Origin of the sequence: Rhodococcus gannanensis, from assembly GCF_042681175.1 — a bacterium.
GTDB classification, from domain to species: Bacteria; Actinomycetota; Actinomycetes; order Mycobacteriales; family Mycobacteriaceae; genus Rhodococcus_G; species Rhodococcus_G gannanensis.
In genome coordinates this window covers 793,956-813,737 of sequence record NZ_JBHUFB010000020.1, presented here as the reverse complement: position 1 = coordinate 813,737, position 19,782 = coordinate 793,956, and the positions used below count along the sequence as shown (strand labels likewise).

General features: G+C 67.6%; 19 protein-coding genes. 17 read left to right on the top strand and 2 right to left on the bottom strand.

Annotation, left to right across the window (positions count from 1 at the left end; translation table 11 throughout):
* Positions 1 to 29 precede the first annotated feature (29 nt).
* Entirely contained in the window at positions 30 to 647 is a 618-nt protein-coding gene (locus tag ACFSJG_RS24590) for a TetR/AcrR family transcriptional regulator (protein ID WP_378487838.1), read from the bottom strand.
* Positions 648 to 884: 237 nt separating this feature from the next.
* Between ACFSJG_RS24590 and ACFSJG_RS24585 the strand changes: the two genes are divergently transcribed.
* The 16 genes from ACFSJG_RS24585 (at position 885) to ACFSJG_RS24510 (ending at position 18,349) form a co-directional block, all read left to right on the top strand.
* A complete protein-coding gene (locus ACFSJG_RS24585) occupies positions 885 to 1,658 on the top strand; it encodes an MlaE family ABC transporter permease (RefSeq protein WP_378487837.1) in 774 nt (257 codons plus the stop codon).
* Position 1,659: 1 nt separating this feature from the next.
* Entirely contained in the window at positions 1,660 to 2,529 is an 870-nt protein-coding gene (locus tag ACFSJG_RS24580) for an MlaE family ABC transporter permease (protein WP_378487836.1), read from the top strand.
* Positions 2,526 to 3,548, top strand: a complete 1,023-nt coding sequence (locus ACFSJG_RS24575) for an MlaD family protein (protein ID WP_378487835.1) — start codon at positions 2,526 to 2,528, stop codon at positions 3,546 to 3,548. The genes ACFSJG_RS24580 and ACFSJG_RS24575 overlap by 4 nt, the downstream gene beginning before the upstream one ends.
* The gene (locus ACFSJG_RS24570) at positions 3,545 to 4,564 is read left to right on the top strand and encodes an MlaD family protein (RefSeq protein ID WP_378487834.1); all 1,020 of its coding nucleotides are present in this window, start codon (positions 3,545 to 3,547) and stop codon (positions 4,562 to 4,564) included. The genes ACFSJG_RS24575 and ACFSJG_RS24570 overlap by 4 nt, the downstream gene beginning before the upstream one ends.
* A complete protein-coding gene (locus ACFSJG_RS24565; RefSeq protein WP_378487833.1) occupies positions 4,552 to 5,568 on the top strand; it encodes an MlaD family protein in 1,017 nt (338 codons plus the stop codon). Before ACFSJG_RS24570 ends, ACFSJG_RS24565 begins: the two co-directional genes overlap by 13 nt.
* Positions 5,562 to 6,656 carry an MlaD family protein gene (locus ACFSJG_RS24560; RefSeq protein WP_378487832.1) on the top strand — a complete coding sequence of 365 codons (1,095 nt, stop codon included), beginning with the start codon at positions 5,562 to 5,564 and terminating at the stop codon, positions 6,654 to 6,656. The genes ACFSJG_RS24565 and ACFSJG_RS24560 overlap by 7 nt, the downstream gene beginning before the upstream one ends.
* Positions 6,653 to 7,678 (top strand): MlaD family protein, encoded by a 1,026-nt coding sequence (locus tag ACFSJG_RS24555; RefSeq protein WP_378487831.1) that lies wholly within the window; start codon positions 6,653 to 6,655, stop codon positions 7,676 to 7,678. The genes ACFSJG_RS24560 and ACFSJG_RS24555 overlap by 4 nt, the downstream gene beginning before the upstream one ends.
* Positions 7,675 to 8,634, top strand: a complete 960-nt coding sequence (locus tag ACFSJG_RS24550; RefSeq protein WP_378487830.1) for an MlaD family protein — start codon at positions 7,675 to 7,677, stop codon at positions 8,632 to 8,634. Before ACFSJG_RS24555 ends, ACFSJG_RS24550 begins: the two co-directional genes overlap by 4 nt.
* 19 nt (positions 8,635 to 8,653) lie before the next feature.
* On the top strand, positions 8,654 to 9,448 hold the full coding sequence (locus tag ACFSJG_RS24545) for a serine/threonine protein kinase (protein ID WP_378487829.1): 795 nt from the start codon (positions 8,654 to 8,656) through the stop codon (positions 9,446 to 9,448).
* Complete coding sequence (locus ACFSJG_RS24540) at positions 9,445 to 9,990, top strand: hypothetical protein (protein WP_378487828.1); 546 nt, start codon at positions 9,445 to 9,447, stop codon at positions 9,988 to 9,990. Before ACFSJG_RS24545 ends, ACFSJG_RS24540 begins: the two co-directional genes overlap by 4 nt.
* A 685-nt stretch (positions 9,991 to 10,675) precedes the next feature.
* Positions 10,676 to 13,228, top strand: coding sequence for an ATP-dependent chaperone ClpB (gene clpB / locus ACFSJG_RS24535; RefSeq protein ID WP_378487827.1), 2,553 nt, complete (start codon positions 10,676 to 10,678; stop codon positions 13,226 to 13,228).
* A 463-nt stretch (positions 13,229 to 13,691) separates the two neighbouring features.
* Positions 13,692 to 14,435: a FadR/GntR family transcriptional regulator gene (locus ACFSJG_RS24530; RefSeq protein ID WP_378487826.1), complete on the top strand. Its 744-nt coding sequence runs from the start codon at positions 13,692 to 13,694 to the stop codon at positions 14,433 to 14,435.
* A gap of 195 nt (positions 14,436 to 14,630) precedes the next feature.
* Positions 14,631 to 15,371, top strand: coding sequence for a FadR/GntR family transcriptional regulator (locus ACFSJG_RS24525; protein WP_378487825.1), 741 nt, complete (start codon positions 14,631 to 14,633; stop codon positions 15,369 to 15,371).
* Positions 15,372 to 15,602: 231 nt separating this feature from the next.
* Positions 15,603 to 16,877 carry a type 2 periplasmic-binding domain-containing protein gene (locus tag ACFSJG_RS24520; protein ID WP_378487824.1) on the top strand — a complete coding sequence of 425 codons (1,275 nt, stop codon included), beginning with the start codon at positions 15,603 to 15,605 and terminating at the stop codon, positions 16,875 to 16,877.
* A gap of 33 nt (positions 16,878 to 16,910) precedes the next feature.
* Positions 16,911 to 18,107 carry a cytochrome P450 gene (locus ACFSJG_RS24515; protein ID WP_378487823.1) on the top strand — a complete coding sequence of 399 codons (1,197 nt, stop codon included), beginning with the start codon at positions 16,911 to 16,913 and terminating at the stop codon, positions 18,105 to 18,107.
* A 2-nt stretch (positions 18,108 to 18,109) separates the two neighbouring features.
* Positions 18,110 to 18,349 (top strand): ferredoxin, encoded by a 240-nt coding sequence (locus ACFSJG_RS24510; protein ID WP_378487822.1) that lies wholly within the window; start codon positions 18,110 to 18,112, stop codon positions 18,347 to 18,349.
* Here the strand turns inward: ACFSJG_RS24510 and ACFSJG_RS24505 are convergent.
* Positions 18,334 to 18,828 (bottom strand): nuclear transport factor 2 family protein, encoded by a 495-nt coding sequence (locus ACFSJG_RS24505; protein WP_378487821.1) that lies wholly within the window; start codon positions 18,826 to 18,828, stop codon positions 18,334 to 18,336. The two genes, ACFSJG_RS24510 and ACFSJG_RS24505, sit on opposite strands and share 16 nt — an antisense overlap.
* A gap of 98 nt (positions 18,829 to 18,926) precedes the next feature.
* Here ACFSJG_RS24505 and ACFSJG_RS24500 point away from each other — a divergent pair, with 98 nt between their 5' ends.
* Positions 18,927 to 19,763, top strand: coding sequence for a glucose 1-dehydrogenase (locus ACFSJG_RS24500; RefSeq protein ID WP_378487820.1), 837 nt, complete (start codon positions 18,927 to 18,929; stop codon positions 19,761 to 19,763).
* Positions 19,764 to 19,782: the final 19 nt, after the last annotated feature.

Below are 19,782 nucleotides of genomic sequence, written 5' to 3'. Positions count from 1 at the left end.
CGCAGTTCCCCCTGCTCGGAGGTGCCGGCTCACCAGATCATCGGGGCGAGGACCTTCGTCGCGTACTGACGCACGGCCTCGGGGTCGTCGAGGTCGAACGAGTGGGTGGGCGTCAGCGCGAACGACGTGATCAGACGGAAGACGGTCTCCGCGGCCTGTCGCAGATCGTCGTCGGGCATCGAGGCGCCGACCGCGCGCAGCGAGTACGCGATGCCCTTGCTGAACTCCAGGATGAGGGTTTCCACCTGCGGCGCCTCGAAGCCGACGAACATCTCGAGCGCCTCGGGCTGGTCGGCCAGGATCTTCTGGACCAGCGTGTCGGAACGGAATCCGGTCACCGCGACGACGAAGGTCTCGACGAGTGCCGCGCGCGGGTCCGTCCCGGCGATACGGGAGCCGATCTCCCGCGCATAGCTGTGGCGCAGCTGCACGATGACCTCGCCGAGCAGGTCCTCCTTACGGGGAAACCGGCGGTAGAGCGTGCTGCGACTGACCCCGGCCGCGTCGGCGATGCGGTCGATGCTGGCCCGTCTGACGCCGGAGGTCCGGAACTCGTCGGCCGCGGCACGGGCAATCGTCGCCGTCTGCGCACGTTCGATCGTGACGCGTCGTTCGGCGCGGGAGCTGCTCTTGGCGGCACTGGACACGACATGAACGTATCGCACCGATTCGTCTCACGTGGACAAGTGGTCATGTGTCCCTAATCGGGCATGTCCGGCCCATGCGTGAGCGGTATCTGCGTACTCACCTGCACTGACCGAAAGTGTGTGACATGACGCACATCGCTGTGTGATACTCGTCGCGTTCGGCGCTGACACTGATTCGAGATCAGCGTTTCAAAACCAAGCACACGCTTGGCGGACTGGGGGGTGTGCCAGGTGCCGATGGCCTCGAGCGTGCTCGGCTTCGGCCGCACCGTGCGGCTCGGCGTGCGAACGCCGGTCATCGCGGTGGCCGACATCGTCGGCGGGCGTTTCCCGTTCCGGGAGGCGATCGTGCAGGCCTGGTTCCTGCTCAGCATCACCGTGCTGCCCGCGCTGCTGATGGCGGTGCCTTTCGGTGTCATCGTCTCGGTGCAGATCGGTGGCCTCACCAGCAACCTCGGCGCCACCTCGATGGCCGGTGCCGTCGGCGGCATGGGTGTCATCCAGCAGGGCGCGCCGATGGCCGCCGCGCTGCTGCTCGGCGGAGCCGGCGCCTCGGCCATCGCCGCCGACCTCGGAGCCCGCACCGTGCGTGAGGAGATCGACGCGATGCGGGTGCTCGGCATCGACCCGACCCGGCGGCTGGTCGCACCCAGGATGGTGGCGATGGTGCTCGTGGCGCCGGTGCTGTCGATCCTGATCATCGTCATCGCCATCGCCGCGAGTTTCACCGTCTCGGTTGTCGGCCAGGGCGTGGTGTCCGGCTCGTACTGGCAGTCCTTCGGCAGCTACGCCTCCACCACCGACCTGGCGATCTGCCTGATCAAGTCGCTGGTGTTCGGGTTCGTGGTGGTGGTCATCGCGGCCCGGCGCGGGCTGGAGGCCTCGGGCGGCGCCCGCGGCGTGGCCGACGCGGTGAACGCCGCGGTCGTGCTGGGCATCGTCGCGTCGATGGTCCTCAACGTGATCATCACCCAGGTGACCACCCTGTTCATCCCGGTCCAGGTGATCTGAGATGTTCGGACGGACAACGCAGGTACCGAGCCGGCACTGGAACGAGGGTGGCCGGCTCCGGGACGCCGCGGGCACCGCGGGCCGCCCCTTCGAGCACATCGGCCGCCTGGTCACCTTCGTCCTCGACGTGCTCGCCGGGCTGCCGCACACGATCCGTGTCTACCGGCGGCAGACCCTCGCCGCGTTCTCCGAGACGACGTGGGGCAACGGCTCGATCATCGTCGGTGGTGGCATCGCCGGCGTGCTCGCGATCCTCGGTCTCTCCGTCGGCGGGATGATCGGCATCCTCGGTGTCACCAGCCTGTCCTCGCTGAACCTCTCGCCGATGGCGGGACTCATCACCGGATACGCGGCCACCCGCGAGATGGCGCCGATGATCGCCGCCGTCGGGTTCGCGGCGCAGGCCGGGTGCCGGATGACCGCCGAGATCGGCTCGATGCGGATCTCCGAGGAGATCGACGCACTCGAGGCCCAGGCGATCCGGCCCATCCCGTTCGTGGTCGGCACCCGCGTCGTCGCAGGCGTCGCGGCGATCGTCCCGTTCTACCTCGTGTCGCTGTGCATGGCGTTCCTCGCCTCGCGCATCGTGGTCAGCGTCTTCTACGGGCAATCGGCGGGAGCCTACGACCGCTACGTCGAGGCGTTCGTCAGCCCGGTCGACGTCCTGTACTCGACGATCAAGGTGGTCGTGTTCGCGGTCGCGGTGATCATCGCGCACACCTACTACGGCTTCTTCGCCAGCGGCGGGCCCGAGGGCGTCGGCATCGCCTCCGGTCGCGCGATCCGGGCCAGCCTCGTCGCCATCGTCGCCGTCAACATGATCCTGTCCCTGATGTTCTGGGGCCTGAACTCGGGACTGAATTTCGCATGAGCGGAGTGGGTGAACCTTCGGCCGGGACGCTGCGTGTCCGCGGCCTCGTCGCGGTCCTGGTGGCCGCCGCGGTGGGTGCGGTCGTCGTGGTGAACCCGTTCGCCGGTGACGACCCCACCGCGCGGTTCACGATCGTCACACCGAGCGTGCCGGACGGAATCCAGGACGGGGTTCCGGTCGATCTCCGCGGCGAGACCATCGGCACCGTGTGCGGGTTGGACATCTCCGACCGGACGGTCACCAGGATGGACGTGTGCGTCGACGGCGCCTCGATCGGGAAACTGACCGACGACGCACAGGTCAGCTTCGTCTCCCGCAACCTGTTCGGTTCGGACGCGGTCCGCCTCGCCCCCACGACCTCGGGGACGGCGTTGTCCTCCGGCGACACCATCGTGATGGCGGCGCCGCCCTCGGACTACACAATCACCGCCGCGGTCCGCAGCGCGGGCGCGTTCACCCTTCCCGTCCTGACCCCGGAGCTGACGGAACTCCTGAACGACGTGAGCGACACCACCATTCGGATGACACCGTTCCTCACCACCGCAACCCTCGCGTTGCAGACACTGCAGCAGGCCGACCCGGCGCCGGTGAGCACCCTGCTGCCGACCACCGCCGACGCCGTCGACGGAGTCGGCGAGGCCGGTGCGGGCGCGGTGACCGCGCTCGAGACACTCGTGAACACCGACGACCTGCTCGACCGGCCGTACGTCGCCCGGGTGCACTCGATGATCGGCGACATCGGCACGCTCTTCTCCGGTCTCGGTCTGCTGTTCACCGGTGCCGGTCCGATGGGCTCCGTGCTCGACCTGGTCACCTCGATGACCACCCCGCTCGGCGGTGCGCTGGACGGGGTCACCCCTCAGCGGGTGGGCACACTGATCGACCGGTACGCCGGTGTCTTCCACACCGACGCCGCGACGGGGCGCACCACGGTCTCGGTGTCGGCGAACCTCGACGTGGTTCCGGGCGTGAGCACCCCGCTGAACCTGATCGCCGCGCGAGTGGGGGCGGGGTCGTGAGAACAGTGGGTTCGGCGGTCACCCGCCTGCTGCTGGTCCTGGCGGTGGTCATCCTCGCGGTTTACGCAATCGTGCAGGCCATCAACCGCCCGGTCGGCGGCAGCGTCGAGACGTACCGCGCCGAGTTCTCCGACGTCTTCGGGCTGCGCAAGAACGCCGACGTCCGGATCCGCGGCGTCCAGGTCGGCAAGGTGACCGACATCGAACTGCAGGCGTCCGGAAATGCCCTGGTGGAGTTCACGGTTCAGGAGTCCCGGATGCTGACCGGTCGCGACCGGCTGTCGATCCGCTTCCAGAGCCTCGTAGGTCAGCGCTACCTGGCGATCGCCAAGGACGAGGAGACCCAGGGCGATCCGGGGCAGGTGCCGTACGGCTCGACGATCCCGATGACGATGACCACCGGCTCGTTCGACATCACCCGGCTGTTCAACGGCCTGCGCCCGATCCTGCAGGGAGCGGATCCCGAGGTGTTCAACACCTTCGCGACCAACATGCTGCACCTGGTCCAGGGAGGCGAGGGAGTCGGCATCGGTGACGTCCTCGGCGACATCGACAGGCTCACGCGCTACGCCGCGGACAAGCGCGAGGTGATCTCCGTCATCGTCACCAACCTCGGAGTCGTCTCCGATCAACTCGAGGGGAAATCGGAGATCGTCGAGACGCTGATGGAGAACATGGCGATGCTCTTCGACACCCTGGAGGTCAACCTCGAACGGCTCAAGAGTGCGTTCGGTGGCGGCGCCGACGTCTATCCGCCGATCGTCCAGGTCCTGGAGAGCGTGTTCGACCTCGGGCTCGGCGGCCACGACCACCTGACCGCGCGACTGCTGGAGGCCATCCCGGACACGGCCGAACTCACCGACACCCTGTCGGTGGTGCCGACGGTGACCCGGACCCTGAACGCGTCCATGAACCGGGTCGGATTCGACGACGGGTGTTCGCGGGGGAACGCGGAGTTGCCCGACATGGGTGAGGTCCTGCTCGGTGGCGGGAGGCTGACGCTGTGCAATGGCTGAATCGGTTGCAGGACTTCTCCATTCGCGAGGACGTCGCACCCAGGACGCAGGCGATGTGGGCGATCGGGGTGGCGATCGTCCTCGTGGTGATGACGGCGGTGACCTCGATGCTCTACCTGCATCCGCCGGGACGCACCCAGGTGTACGCGCAGATGAGTGAGAGCGGTGGGATCTCCACCGGTACCGAGGTGCGCATCGCGGGTATCCCCGTCGGCAAGGTCAGCGCCGTCGACCTGCGTGACGACCACGTCGACGTGACGCTCGACGTCGAGGACACCGTGTTCCTCGGCGACCAGACCTCTCTGGACGTGCGGATGCTGACGGTGGTCGGCGGAGCGTACGTGGCGCTGGTGCCTGCCGGTGCGCAGCCCCTGGGGGACGACACGATCCCCGCGGAACGGACGTCCGTGCCCTACTCGACCGCCGAGGTGCTCGACCAGGCGGCAGGACTGAGCACGCAGATCGACGCGACGACGATGCGGGACACGACGGTCGCGGTGACCGACATGCTCGACAGTGAGCCCGGCGCAGTTCGCGGCATCGTCGCGAACGTGGCGGACCTGACGGAACTCCTGGACAGGCAGCAGGCGCAGCTGACGAGCCTCGCCGACCTGGGCGCGGAGTACACCACGGAACTGGCCGGGCAGCGGGACGCGCTGCGCGAGATGATCCGGCGCGTGCGCGCCACCCTGCCGGTCATGGTCGGCTACAAGGACCGCGGCTTGGTGACCTTCGACGCCCTGTCCCGGCTGGTGCTCTACATGGGCGACATCTTCGACGAGCCGTACACCCAGCGGTTCCAGGGGCTGCTGGACGAGGCAGGCAACAGCGGCGAGGCGCTCGGGGAGCTGACCGCCGACATGAACGACGCGATCGCGCAGGTGCGTGCCCTGGTGGACCGGGTCGCCGCGGTGGTCGATCCACAGGGGGTGTCGATGGATCTCGGGGACCGGGTCGTCGAGGGCTCGTCCGTGTGCATCCCGATCGCGGGGCGCGCATGCTGAGCGCCTGGAGTCGCTGGCAGGCGCTGGCCGTCGCGGCCGTGGTGACGGCCGTGCTGGCGGGCGGCGTGATGGTGTTGCGGCAGTCCTCCGCGTCGGACACCCGGTCGCTGTGCGCGGAGCTGTCCGACTCGGCGGGACTGTACGCCGGCAACGCCGTCAACATCCGTGGCGTCAAGGTCGGACGGGTCACCGAGGTCACTCCCGACCGGGGCCACGTCACCGTGAGGATGGAGATCGACGACCGGCCGCTTGCTGCCGACGTGCGGGTGCTCGCCGTGAACAACTCCGTCCTCGCCGATCGTCGTCTCGAACTCGTCGGCGCCGAGGCGACGAACGGCACCGAGCTGGACTCGGACGACTGTGTCCCGTTGTCGCGCACCGCGACCCCGATCTCGGTGAGCACCGCCTTCGACTCCTTCACGAAGATGTTCGACGAGATCGGCGGTGCAGGCCCCGACTCGTCGGCCCCCGTCGGGAATGCGCTGGCGGCGGCGAGCGGTCAACTGCGCGGCACGGGCGACGACCTGAACCGTACGATCGAGAACCTGGCCGGCTTCATGACGGACCCGGACGAGTTCCTCGCCCAGATGCGGACGGTCTTCGACAATCTCACCGTCCTCACCGACCTGGCCGACGAGAACTGGACGGCCATCACGGACGTCGGCCAGAACGCCGCGACACTCACCAACTTCATGGGAGTCCTGTTCGGTGACTTCGCGGACATCTTCATCGGATTCGGCAGGCTCGGCGTCGGACTGGACAACCTGCTGAGCGAACACGTCGGGCCGCTCCTCGACACCGTTCCCAGCGGAGGGCAGTCGGTCGACCCCGCTGTGGCCGAGAACCTGACGGCGATCACGCAGAAGCTGCCCGCGATCACCACCGGCCTCACCGCGGCAATCGGCCGTTCGCCCGCTGCGGTGTCGCTGGGCCTGCAGGGACCCCGGTTCGCGGCGACCGCGTCCGACAGCACGTGTCTGATCCTCAATCAGGCCGAGCCCGGCAGCTGCGATCCGATGACCGGCAACGCCGCCGTCGTCGACCTGCCGGCCGTCGTGGCCTCGGCGATCCAAGGGGGTGCGCGATGATCCGGCGCCGTCTGGGACTGTTTCTGGGGATCGGTGCGGTCGTCGCCGCGCTGGTCGTGATGATCGCCGGGCAGGGCGTGAATCCGGCGAACACGTTGCCGCGCCTGGTGTCCGGGACGTCCGGTGGCAAGGTGATCCACGTCGACTTCGTGTCGGCGGTGAACCTGCCGCTCGGCGCGCGAGTGCTCTCGCGCGGAGCTCAGGTCGGCACCCTCGAGGACATCGAGTTGGTACCCGATGCCGCTCGCCTGACACTGTCGCTCGCACCGGAGGCTCAGGTGCCCAAGGGGAGCAGGGCCGAACTGCGGCAGACGACGATCCTCGGTGACATCTACGTCGCGCTCGTTCCGCCGGTCGAGCAGACCAGCGTGTACCTCGAGGACGGCGACTCCATTCCGCTGTCCGACACCGACCCCGGCCCGCAGATCGAGGACATCATCACCAATCTCGCCGACTTCATGGCCGCGGGCTCGATCATGCGTGTGCAGGACGCGATCCGTGAGGTCAACGCGTCGGTGGACGTGCCGGGCGGTGACCTGGCCGGTGCCTCACGGGTGGGGGCCGAGACCATCGCGGACCTCGCGGCGGGAACGAACGAACTCGACGCGATGATCGAGAGCCTGCGACGGTCCACCACCTCCATCGCATCCGACCCACCGTCCCTCGGCAAGGCGTTCAGCACCGAGGGCCAGTTCGGCATCGGGGCCGTCTTCGGATCGGTCGACGGAGGTTTCAAGCTGATCGCGGGCGTCGACAACCTCAACGCGGGCCTCATGTGGCTGGTGCCGCGGCTCGCGCAGTTGAACCCGTTCCTGGACAAGCTCGTTCCGATCCTGCGCTCGTACTCGCCGAGTGCGACGGAACTGGCAGGCAACGGCGGCAAGCTGGTCGACCTGTACCAGAACCGGCTCGTCCCGTTCTCGGCGAACGGCGCGATCGCGCTGGACGAGGTCTCCGTCGGGGACAGCGACACCACCCGGTCCGTCACCTCGGTCCTGCGGATGATGGGGGCGCTGCGATGACCACACGGCGTGGAATCCTGTCGATCGTCGCGACCGTCGTGGTGTTCGTCGCGGCGCTCGCCTACGTCGCGACCGGGGTGCTGGGGACCAGTCCGACCGCGCGGACGACGACGATGTCGATCAGCGCGCCGACGTCCAACGGGCTGCACACCGGGTCCGCCGTGCTCTACCGGGGAGTCCCCATCGGCAACGTCACGTCGGTGGCGGACAGCGGCACGGCGATCGAGATCACCGCCGAATTCGATGCGGCGTACCAGATCCCGATCGGGAGCAGCTTCGTCATCGAGAACCAGTCGATGATCGGTGAGAGCGGACTGTTCGTCTACCCGGACGAGAGCGACGACGGACCGGTCGTCGCCGACGGGCAGCAGCTGACGGCGACGGCCGCGGCGACCCCGGCGTCGGTGCCTGAGCTCCTGGGCTCCACCCAGCGACTGCTCGACCAGGTCGATCCCGCACTCGTGAACGAGCTCGTCGACACCATCTCGACGGCACTCGCGGGCACGGACGAGGCGATCGACCGGCTGACCCCCGCCGCGGAGGTGTTGGCGGCGACGATGATCCATTCGCAGCCGGCGCTGGTCAACATCATCAGTGACTCCTCCTCGCTGATCCAGCGTGGTGAGTGGGTGGGCCCGTCGACCCGGCCGATGAGGCCGGAACTGGAGATGACCGGCGACGAGCTGCGGAAGGTGATCGTCAAGGTCCGCCGATTCGCCGACTACACCAACGGAGGGCAGATCATCCGCGAACGCTGGCGACCGGTTCTCGACCGCGGCGCCGCCCTCGCCACCGAGTACTCACCACAGGCAGGGGACTTCGCGGAGACGTTGCTGCCCTCGATGCGCAGCTACGGGAGCCTGCTCTCCACCGTCGACATCGCATCCCTCGTCGAGCAGGCGATGGGTGCGGCGCCGGACGGCAGCCTGCACCTGAACGTGACCGTCCCGAACTGAGACAGATCGGAGCTCCACCATGACCATCGACAGCCGAACGAACCTCGACGGGGACACACAGGACACCACCTCGGCGGACGACCACTCGGCGAAGTCCGCGGTGGTCGACGCACCGAAGAAGAAGAAAAAGAAGAAGAAGGCCGGAGCCGCGAAGAAGCCCGAGAAGCTCACGGCGGGAGCTCGATTCACGGAGTACTCGAATCCGAGGAAGCATCCGGTCGTCGTCGCACTCGCCGCGGTCTGCGCGGTGGCGCTGGTCGTGGCGGGCGTGCTCGCGGTGCTCCTGGACCGGAGGTCGGACGAGCTCGCCGCGGCCCAGCAGGCCGCCCGGGACGCGCAGACCGCCGAGGACGTCGCCGGCTCCTACGCCGTGGGTGCCGCCCAGTTCGAGTTCGGCAACCTCGACCCGTGGTCGGCCGCGCTCAAGGACGGGACCGCCCCCGAACTGACGTCGCGTTTCGACGTCGCGGTGCAGACTCTGACGCCACTGATCCAGGAGGTGCAGTGGTCGCAGACGGCGAAGCTGATCGCCGCGACGACGGTCGACGTCCGGGACGACAGCGAGTTCGTCGTCCAGGTGTTCGTGTCCACGCACATGACGAGCACGCAGAATCCCGAGGGGATCAACACGGTCACCCCGTACACGATCACCCTCGACCGCGACGACGACTGGCTGATCACCGACGTCGCCGGTATCGCCGGGACCGCACAGGACGGGTCGATCGGCACCGGCAGCCCCGACGCGCTGCCCGCCGATCCGTCCTCACCGGGAGCCGACGCGCCTGCCGCACCGGCACCCGCCCCGGCCCCGTGACGTCCGCGGTCCGGACATCCGATGCGCGCTGGTCGGTCGCCCTGCTCGGGGCGGCGGTCGTGGCCGCGGTCGCGATGGTGATGCCGTGGGTGCGTGGCCGCGGGACCGTGGTTCCCGACTCGTCCGACCTCACCGCCGCGGACGTGGAGCGGCCCGGGGTCGCCGTGGAGATGTCGGGTCAGGGGGTCGACGGGACCGCCGGGTCGGTGCTGCTCGCGTTGGCGTGCGCGCTGGTCGTGATCGCGCTGTGGCGTGCGAACCCGCAGTACCGACCGGTGTGGGCGGGCTACCTCACGATCGTCGTCGCGGCGGTGGCCGCCGCGACGGCGTTCTGGTTCGTCGGCGACGACGATCTCTGGTCCGGGACGTTCGGACCCGGGGTGGACGTCCAGTCGGATTCGGTGGTCCTGACCGTGTGGCCGTGGATCGCATTGGTGTGCTTCGCCGTTGCGGTCGTGGTCGGTGTTCTGGTGGTGCCGCGCCGGGTGCGGGGGCGGGATGTATCGGCACGCGATCGGGAACCGTCAGGGCACTCCGGCTGAGCGCTCCTCGAGTGTCCTGACTGTGTGTGCGGCGGCCGTCCGGGTGTGTAGCTCGGGATCCGGACCTCCTGTGGCCTCGTCGGTCCGCCGAGAATCGGGGTCGGCGCCACCGCGCGCGGCGGCCAGCTCACGGAGGTACGGAGTGCTGATCCCGGCGGGCCGACACCGATCGCCTACTCCGTCGGGAGCGCGGCAAAATCCCGCTGCGCTTTCTTGTACCACTTCAGTCCCGACACCGGGCGCCGCCACCGACTCTTCATCGCAGCGGCCGCATCACGGTGTAATTCGTCACCGGCAGCGACAGCGTCCTTCAGGTGGCGATCCTGGGCGTGGATGACCTCGTTCGCGTCCTCACCGTGGTGGGCGGTGTCGCACGGGCCTCCGAGGTCCCGGCACGTCATCGTCTTCATGGCCTGCTCCATTGTCAGAACCAACGGTCTGGCCCGTCGATCGTTGGTTCGAGCGTATGAGCGTCCCGACTGCTGTCGCTTCTCGATTCCTGATCGGTTCGCGAGCAGTCTTGGTTGGCGTGTCCGGCGTACCTGATCTCTTGTAGTTGAGCGGAACAGACTCAACCTTCTATACGTTGGAGATGGTGACACCGCCTCGAGTCAGCCTAGGCTCGACGGCGAGACCGACACGTCACCGCCCCGCGGTGACACGACGCCTTCCAAAGGGGTGACCAGTGGACTCGTTCTCTCCAACCACCAAGACTCAGGCTGCCCTGACGGCCGCCCTGCAGTCCGCATCCGCCGCAGGCAACCCGGACATCCGTCCGGCGCATCTGCTGGCCGCACTGCTCGACCAGACCGACGGCATCGCGTCGCCGCTGCTCAAGGCTGTCGGAGTCGACCCGGCCGTCGTGCACCGCGAGGCGCAGACGCTCGTCGACCGGCTGCCCAGCGCGACCGGCGCCACCACCCAACCGCAGCTCGGACGCGAGGCCATCGCCGCGCTGACCGCCGCCCAGCACCTCGCGACCGAACTCGACGACGAGTACGTCTCCACCGAGCACGTGCTCTTCGGGCTCGCGTCCGGTGACTCCGATGTCGCGAAGCTGCTGAACGGGCACGGCGCCACCCCGCAGGCCCTGCGGGACGCGTTCACGACCGTCCGCGGTAGCGCCCGCGTCACCAGCCCCGACCCGGAGGGCAGCTACCAGGCGCTGGAGAAGTACTCGACCGATCTGACCGCCCGCGCCCGCGAGGGCAAGCTGGACCCCGTGATCGGCCGCGACACCGAGATCCGCCGTGTCGTGCAGGTGCTCAGCCGTCGGACCAAGAACAACCCCGTCCTCATCGGTGAACCCGGTGTCGGCAAGACCGCCATCGTCGAGGGGCTCGCCCAGCGCATCGTCGCGGGCGACGTCCCCGAATCGCTGCGCGGCAAGACCGTCATCTCCCTCGACCTCGGTTCGATGGTCGCGGGTGCGAAGTACCGTGGCGAGTTCGAGGAGCGACTGAAGGCCGTCCTCGACGACATCAAGAACTCCGCGGGCCAGGTCATCACGTTCATCGACGAACTGCACACCATCGTCGGCGCCGGCGCGACCGGTGAGTCCGCGATGGACGCAGGCAACATGATCAAGCCGATGCTCGCCCGCGGTGAGCTGCGACTGGTCGGCGCGACCACCCTCGAGGAATACCGGAAGTACATCGAGAAGGACGCCGCGCTCGAACGCCGCTTCCAGCAGGTGCTCGTCGGCGAGCCGTCCGTCGAGGACACCGTCGGCATCCTGCGCGGACTCAAGGAGCGGTACGAGGTGCACCACGGCGTGCGCATCACCGACTCCGCGCTCGTCGCGGCGGCGACCCTGTCGGACCGGTACATCACCTCGCGCTTCCTGCCGGACAAGGCGATCGACCTCGTCGACGAGGCCGCGTCCCGGCTGCGGATGGAGATCGACTCCCGGCCCGTCGAGATCGACGAGGTCGAGCGGAAGGTCCGCCAGCTCGAGATCGAGGAGATGGCGCTGACCAAGGAGACCGACGCCGCCTCCCAGGACCGTCTCGCCAAGCTCCGAGAGGAACTGGCCGACGACCGCGAGAAGCTCAGCCAGCTCAACGCCCGCTGGCAGAACGAGAAGCAGGCCATCGACTCGGTCCGCGGGATCAAGGAGCAGCTCGAGGAACTGCGCGGCGAGTCCGAGCGTGCCGAGCGCGACGGCGACCTCGGCAAGGCCGCCGAACTGCGCTACGGCCGCATCCCCGAGCTGGAGAAGAAGCTCGCCGCTGCGGTCGAGGCGTCCGGTGGCGCCTCCGACGGCGACGTCATGCTCAAGGAGGAGGTCGGCCCCGACGACGTCGCGGACGTCGTCGCGGCGTGGACCGGGATTCCGGCCGGCCGGATGATGGAGGGCGAGACCGCCAAGCTGCTCCGGATGGAGACCGAACTCGGCAAGCGAGTCGTCGGCCAGTCGGAGGCCGTCCAGGCCGTGTCGGACGCGGTGCGCCGCGCCCGTGCCGGGGTGGCGGACCCGAACCGGCCGACCGGCTCGTTCCTGTTCCTCGGCCCGACCGGTGTCGGCAAGACCGAGCTCGCGAAGGCCCTTGCGGACTTCCTGTTCGACGACGAGCGCGCGATGGTGCGGATCGACATGTCGGAGTACAGCGAGAAGCATGCGGTCGCACGGCTCGTCGGCGCGCCTCCCGGCTACGTCGGCTACGAGTCTGGTGGCCAGCTGACCGAGGCTGTGCGCCGCCGTCCTTACTCCGTCGTGCTGTTCGACGAGGTCGAGAAGGCGCACCCGGACGTGTTCGACATCCTGCTGCAGGTGCTCGATGACGGCAGGCTGACGGACGGGCAGGGTCGCACCGTCGACTTCCGCAACACCATCCTGATCCTCACCTCGAACCTCGGTGCGGGTGGCGACCGGGAGCAGGTGATGGCGGCGGTCCGGTCGGCATTCAAGCCGGAGTTCGTGAACCGGCTGGACGACGTGGTTGTCTTCGATCCGCTGTCGGAGGAGCAACTGGAGTCGATTGTCGACATCCAGCTCGGCCAGCTCGCCACGCGGTTGCAGGCCCGCAGGCTCACGCTCGACGTGTCGCCCGCGGCCCGGATGTGGCTGGCGGTTCGGGGCTACGACCCGCTGTACGGCGCGCGTCCGCTGCGCAGGCTGATTCAGCAGGCGATCGGCGACCAGCTGGCGAAGAAGCTGCTCGCCGGTGAGGTGCACGACGGCGACACGGTGCCCGTCGGTGTCTCCGAGGACGGGGACCACCTCGTGCTCGGCTGATGTGAAAGGGGGTGGCGCCCCGCAGGGCGGGGCGCCGCCGCGCACAGACGCACGGTCCTGGAGGGGGAATGAGGACCGTGCGTCTGTGTTTGACGCATCCGGTCGATGCCTCGTGAGGGGCGAGGCATGCTGCGCCGAATGCGATGCGGTGCCCTCAGGGCACTCGATCGAAACTATCGGCATCATTCGTGTGGATCAACCGCTCGGGCGAGTCTCGATTGAGACACATGTCACGCCTGTCTCTTGAGACAAATCGGGCCGACATGTGATTCGCGGGGTGAGGCGGACGCCACATTGCCCGCGGATGACACTCCAGGTCCCCCGCTCGCCGGTAATGTGCGCTAGCAACTCCGCAGGCAAGGTTTCTGCGTGGGTAAGGCAGTGCACGGGGATGTACCGCCGGTCGGGGGATGGCAGTGCGTCGGGGATGCAGTGCTCGAAGGGGACACAGGGGGCAACGGCAATGGTCGTCAACAGGAGCGGACGTCCGCAGAAGACAGCGATGATCATCGCGCGGCGCATCGTGGGGGAGATTCACCGTCGCGGACTCGTGCGCGGCGACAAACTGCCGTCCGAGCGGCTCATGCTGGACGAGTACCAGGTCGGTCGAGGCACCCTGCGGGAAGCGCTGCGCTATCTCGAACTGTCCGGCGCGATCTCCCTCAAGCCCGGGCCCGGAGGTGGCCCCACGGTGGAGAAGCCCGACGGAAGCCACCTGATGAACAGCCTCGGACTGCTCCTGCAGTTCGAGGGCGCACCCTTCTCGACGATCGTCGAGGCCCGCGCCGGGCTCGAGCCGATGGCCGCCCGCCTCGCAGCCGAGCGGATCACCGACGAGCAGTGCAGGGTTCTCGCCGACGCGGTTACGAAGATGGGGGAGAATCTGCGTGACCTCGAGGTGTTTCTCGAAACGAACAAGGTGTTCCACGACGTCATTGCAATGGCCTCGGGCAACGCCTTGTTCGGCTACCTGATCGACGCCGTCGACGGAATCTTCGAAGGCGTGGCCATCGGCGTCGAGTACCCAACCCAGAGGCGTACCAAGGTGTACCAGGCGCACGTCGCCATCCACGACGCGATCGACGCAGGCGACCCTGCTGCCGCCGAGGACGCGATGCGCTCCCATGTCCAGGAGTTGACCGCGTACCTGCGCAAGAAGTTTCCCGGCGCGATGGCGCAGCCGATCACCTGGGGCGCGATGCAGTAGTTCGGCGCTTCGTGGCGCCCCGCGTGCCGAAGCGTGACCACCCGCGTCGGGAACGATCGCGGATCCCGAGTTCGTCGCGCATTCATCAGGAATCGTCTGGTCCATCAGCCTGGAATGCTATAAACATAATCATAGATTATGGTGGCTGTTGACTCCGGTGGGCGGGGGAAGGCCTTACCTGTGGAGGTGCGAGCAGTGGGACGGGTGAACCTTCGTCCGCAGAAGACGGCGATGCTGGTGGCGCAACGGATCGTCGAGGACATCAACAGGCGTGGGAACAAGGTCGGTGACCGGCTGCCTCCGGAGCGCGTGATGCTGGAGGACTACGATATCGGTCGGGGCACGCTTCGCGAGTCGCTCCGGTTCCTCGAGCTGCAGGGTGTCATCGCCCTCAAGCCCGGCCCGGGCGGCGGGCCGATCGTCCAGCAACCGGACAGTGTCGGCCTCGAGACGGCGATCACGCTGTTGCTGCAGTTCGAGAATGCGCCGTTCCGCTCGATCGTCGAGGCGCGGACCGCGTTGGAGCCGATGATGGCCAAGCTCGCTGCCGAGCGGATGAGCGCCGAGCAGTTGGCGACGCTGAAGCACTCGGTCGACCACATGCGTGCGAACCTCGACGACGACGAGATCTTTCTCGAGATGAGCCGCCTGTTCCACGACACCACCGCGCAGGGGTCGGGCAACGCGCTCTTCGGATATCTCATCCATGCGCTCCTGGACATGCTGGACGGCTCGGCGATGGGGATGGAGTATCCGGAGCGGCACCGCGTCGCCACCTGTGACATTCACGAGAAGATCTACCTCGCGGTGGCGGCGGGTGATCCCGAGGCCGCGCTGGCTGCGATGGAGGAGCACATCGCTGGAATCTGGCGCTACGAGGAGAAGCATTACCCGCAGGTCCTCGACACCCCGATTGCCTGGGGTGTGCGGGGCTGATTCGCGCCCGTTCCGTTACTCCCCGAAAGGCGGAGGCAACCTGAGGTTGCCTCCGCCTTTCTCTGTAATGAGAAGGGAGAATGACCTTTTCGCTGTTCGGACTCCGATGGATCAGCGCTCCCTCTTTGTCGAAGTGTGTTGACAACCACACATATGATGCGCATCATATGTGGTGATTTGAGTCACTGACCGGGTGTTGTCACATGCGGCCACGAAGGGTGGAGAGCGGACATGACAAGAGTGCGAATCAGGGCAATCGGAGCCGGGATGGTGGCCTGCCTCGCCGCGGTCGCCGTCGCAGGATGCGCGGAATCGGCGTCGGCCGGCAACGGCGGCGGCTCGGGCCTGGAGTACGGGGCGTCGAAGGAGGGCTACGTCGCCGCGTTCGAGGATGTCGAGCCGATCGTCCTCCACACGCAGTCGCCCTCGTCGAAGGGGTCGACCACCGGCCGGCCGGTCGAGGCGTACCTGGAGTCGATCACGGAGTGGTCGGGCGGCAAGATCACCTTCGACATCGCATACGCGAATGCGATTGCCGCACCGGCTGATATCGACGATGCGCTGCTCGACGGCAGGCTCGACCTCGCGCACATCATCCCGCAGTACGACCCGTCGGAGTACCCGGCGAGCGCGGCGCTCACAGAGTCCGCTTATCTGGCGAAGCAGACGCCCGTCGTCGGTGTCCTGCAGTCCAACGCGTGGGCCAACGACGTCGCATTCGGCACTCCCGAGATCGTGGCGGAGTACGAGAACAGGGGAATGAAGCTGCTTCTCCCCGAATACAACTCGGGATCCAACGGGCTGTTCTGCGCAACCCCCAGGAATGATCTTCCGTCGCTGCACGGTGCGCAGGTCACCGCCAGTGGGCGCTCGATCAGCGCCGAGGTCACCGCACTCGGCGCGAGTCCGGTGACCATGCCGTACACCGAGCTGTACGAGGCGCTGCAGCGCAAGGTTGCGGACTGCGCGGTCACGACGTTCACCGTCGGCACGATCGGCGGGTTCCTCGGCGCCGCGCCGCACGCCGTCATCGACTCGTCGGCGAGCTTCGCGAACGGGTGGGGCGGCATCGCCATGAGTCAGCAGGCATGGGACTCACTTCCGCTCGTTGCTCAGCAGCTGATCTGGGATCGCGTGACCGTCTTCATGAAGTCGAACGTCGAGGACAAGGTGTTCGCCAACACGGTGGCGGGCTCGAAGGAGATCCTTGCCGCGGGTGGCGGCGTCGGCACGTTCGCGCCTGATGCTGCGGCAGCGATCAATGCCGAGCAGGACAAGCTCCTCGACGGTGTGCGCACAGGTAAGACCTTCGACGACGGCGATGCATTCGTATCGCGGATGCAGGACTCGGCCGCCGAATGGCTCTCGACGCTCGAAGCTCTCGGATACACCGACGAGGTCGACTACGACGGGTTCGCCGAGTGGTACGCGCCCGGCAAGGTCGATCTCACCGACTACACGGAGAAGGTCTACGAGCAGATCTTCCTTCCCCATCGCCCGTCCTGACCTCGTTCACCGCCACACCCCGCAGGAGAAGACATGGCCCAGCCACTTCAATGTCCGGTCAGCCACACCGATTACACGCGCGAGAGCGAGATATACGGCCACTACGCGTTGCTGGACGCGGAGCGGGAGAAGGACCGCTTCCACTTCAACGACACGACCGACCGCGGATTCTGGATGCTCACCCGCTACGAGGACGTGCTCGCCGGCTTCCAGAACTGGCAGGAGTGGACGACCGACGTGCGGACGGCGCTCTTTCCCAAGAGCGGCATCCCGCTGCTGCCGCAGGACCTCAACGGTGAGGCGCACCAGAAGTTCCGGAAGATCATCAACCCCTTCTTCGCGCCCGCGGCCGTCAAGCGCATGTCGGAGCTGGCCCACTCGCGGTGCATCGAGCTGATCGAGGAGATCCGCGACCAGGGACACTGCAACTTCGTCGCGGAGTTCGCGATTCGGTATCCGACCGACCTGTTCCTCGCCCTGCTCGGGCTGCCCGTGACCGACGGGGAGTTCTTCCTCCCGTGGAGCGAGAACATGCTGAACTGCATGCTCCAGGGTGATGTCGAGGGGGCCGGTGTCTGGCAGGCCAAGATCCTCGCGTACTTCGACAAGGCAGTGGAGGAGCGCCGCGCGAACCCGCTCGATCCGACGGAGGACATGGTCACCCGTCTTCTCGAGGCGGAGATCGACGGACAGCCTCTGACCAAGGACGACATCCTCACCACGTGTCTGTCGATCATGCTCGCCGGGCTCGACACCACGCGATCTGCGCTCGGCTACATCTTCGCGCATCTCGCGTCGCACGACGCGGATCGGCAGATGCTGGTCGACGACCCCGATCTCACCAAGGATGCGGTGGAGGAGTTCATTCGCCTCTACCCGCTGGTGATCCAGGCGGGCCGGGAAGTGCAGGAGTCCACAGACTTCCACGGGCTCGAGATGCAGCAGAAGGACGTGATCTGGCTCGGGATCGGTTCGGCCAACCGAGATCCGCGCATGTATCCCGACCCCGACTCCTTCGTGCTCGGCAGGCCCGGGCTCAACCGGCACCTTGCGTTCGGGGCCGGACCGCACCGGTGCCTCGGAATGCACCTGGCGCGGCTGGAACTGGCAGCGGTGCTCGAGGAGTGGCACAAGCGGATTCCGAACTACCGGATCAAGGGCAGTGAGCCTCTGATCGAGCGCGGGTCCCAGCTGACTCTCGAGAACCTCGAACTGGAATGGGAGGTCTGATCATGACGGAGGAGAGCATTGCGACGGCAGAAGGCGCTGCGGGCTCGCTCGCCGTCGCCCAGGGCAAGTGTCAGGGCCACGGTCGGTGCTACGCGGTGGCGCCGGACCTGCTGACCGATGACGAGGAGGGCTTCGTCGCCCAGGCCGGCCAGGTGCTGCCGATCAGTGTCGCACTGGCGGAGCAGGCACGGGCGGCAGCCGACGCCTGCCCCGAGTGGGCGATCGACTACCGCGTGAGCTGACCGCTGTTCTCGGGTCCGAGCCGCCTGGCGGTCGACAGGTCGGCATCACCGTGCACGGCGATGGTGAGCGACTCGAACTGTGCGGTGCCGAAATCGGTTAGGCACTCGGCTGCGTAGGTTCCCCAGCCGAGTGCCGACCGTCCGGACCCGAGTGCGGTGTAGAGAAAGTAGCACCGCAGGGACACGATTCCGGATTCCTGGGCCTCGATCTCGGGCTGGCACACGAAATGGCGCTTGTCGCTGGTATCCCGTTCGCGGGCGGCGGCGAAGAATCCGCCGATTGCACTCCGTCCGCGATACTCGGCGCTCGGGGTCCGGAGGATCCCGGTGCGGGTGAACAACAGGGACAGCCGCTGGGGGTCCGGGTCGTCGAGCGCGCCGGCGTACCGGTGCATCAGGTCGCCCGCTGCTCGATGGGCTTCGAGCACGGCCACGCGTTCGGTGAGGACGTTCAGTGCGGTGAGCACGCCGTCGGTCATGGATCTCCTCCTGTGCGGTCGATTGCCGCGGACGGTGGTGTGATCTAGATTTCATGCATATTGTTATCAGGTAAATAGTCCATTGGGGAGTGTCTCGGGTGAACAGATTCGACGGTCGGGTAGCAGTGGTCACCGGCGGCGCCGACGGCATCGGGGCGGCCGTCGTCCGGGGTCTGCACGCGGAGGGTGCCGCCGTCGTGATCGCCGACGTACAGCACGGTGCCGGTACGACACTCGCCGAGAAACTGGGCCCGCGGGCGGTGTTCGTCCGCACCGACGTGTCGAACGATGACGACGTCGCAGCGGCCGTGGACTCGGCGGTAGACAGCTTCGGCCGCCTCGACATCATGTTCAACAACGCCGGGGTGATGGGTGTCCTCGGGCCGATCGACCGCACGCCGCTCGCCGAGGTGGACGCAACGATCGCGGTCAACCTGCGTGGCGTCATCTGTGGCTGCAAGCACGCCGCACGGATCATGAAGCCGCAGGGATCCGGCGTGATCATCTCGACGTCGAGTCCCGGCGGCATGCTCGGTGGCGTCGGCCCTCACGTGTACAGCGCGACCAAGGCCGCGGTCATCGGGCTGACGAACTCCGTCGCGGCAGAGTTGCGGCCCTACGGGATCCGGGTCAACACGATCGTGCCGGGCGCGGTGGTCTCGCAGATGACGGCGACCGTCGTCGCGGACGGCGACCTCGCCGGAGCGGAGGCGGCACTGGGAGCGTCCGCGCTGATCGACCGGGCGTTGCAGCCGACCGACGTCGCGGCCGGGGTGCTGTACCTGGCGAGCGACGCCGCGGCCTACGTCACCGGCGTGACACTGCCGGTCGACGCCGGGATGACCGGAGTGTTCGGGAGTTCCCCCTATACGAGTGGCCGATACGAGGACCCGGTCACGCTGCTGGAGGCCGGCCGCACCCGCACGGCCGGTTGACCGCGACAACCACGTAGTC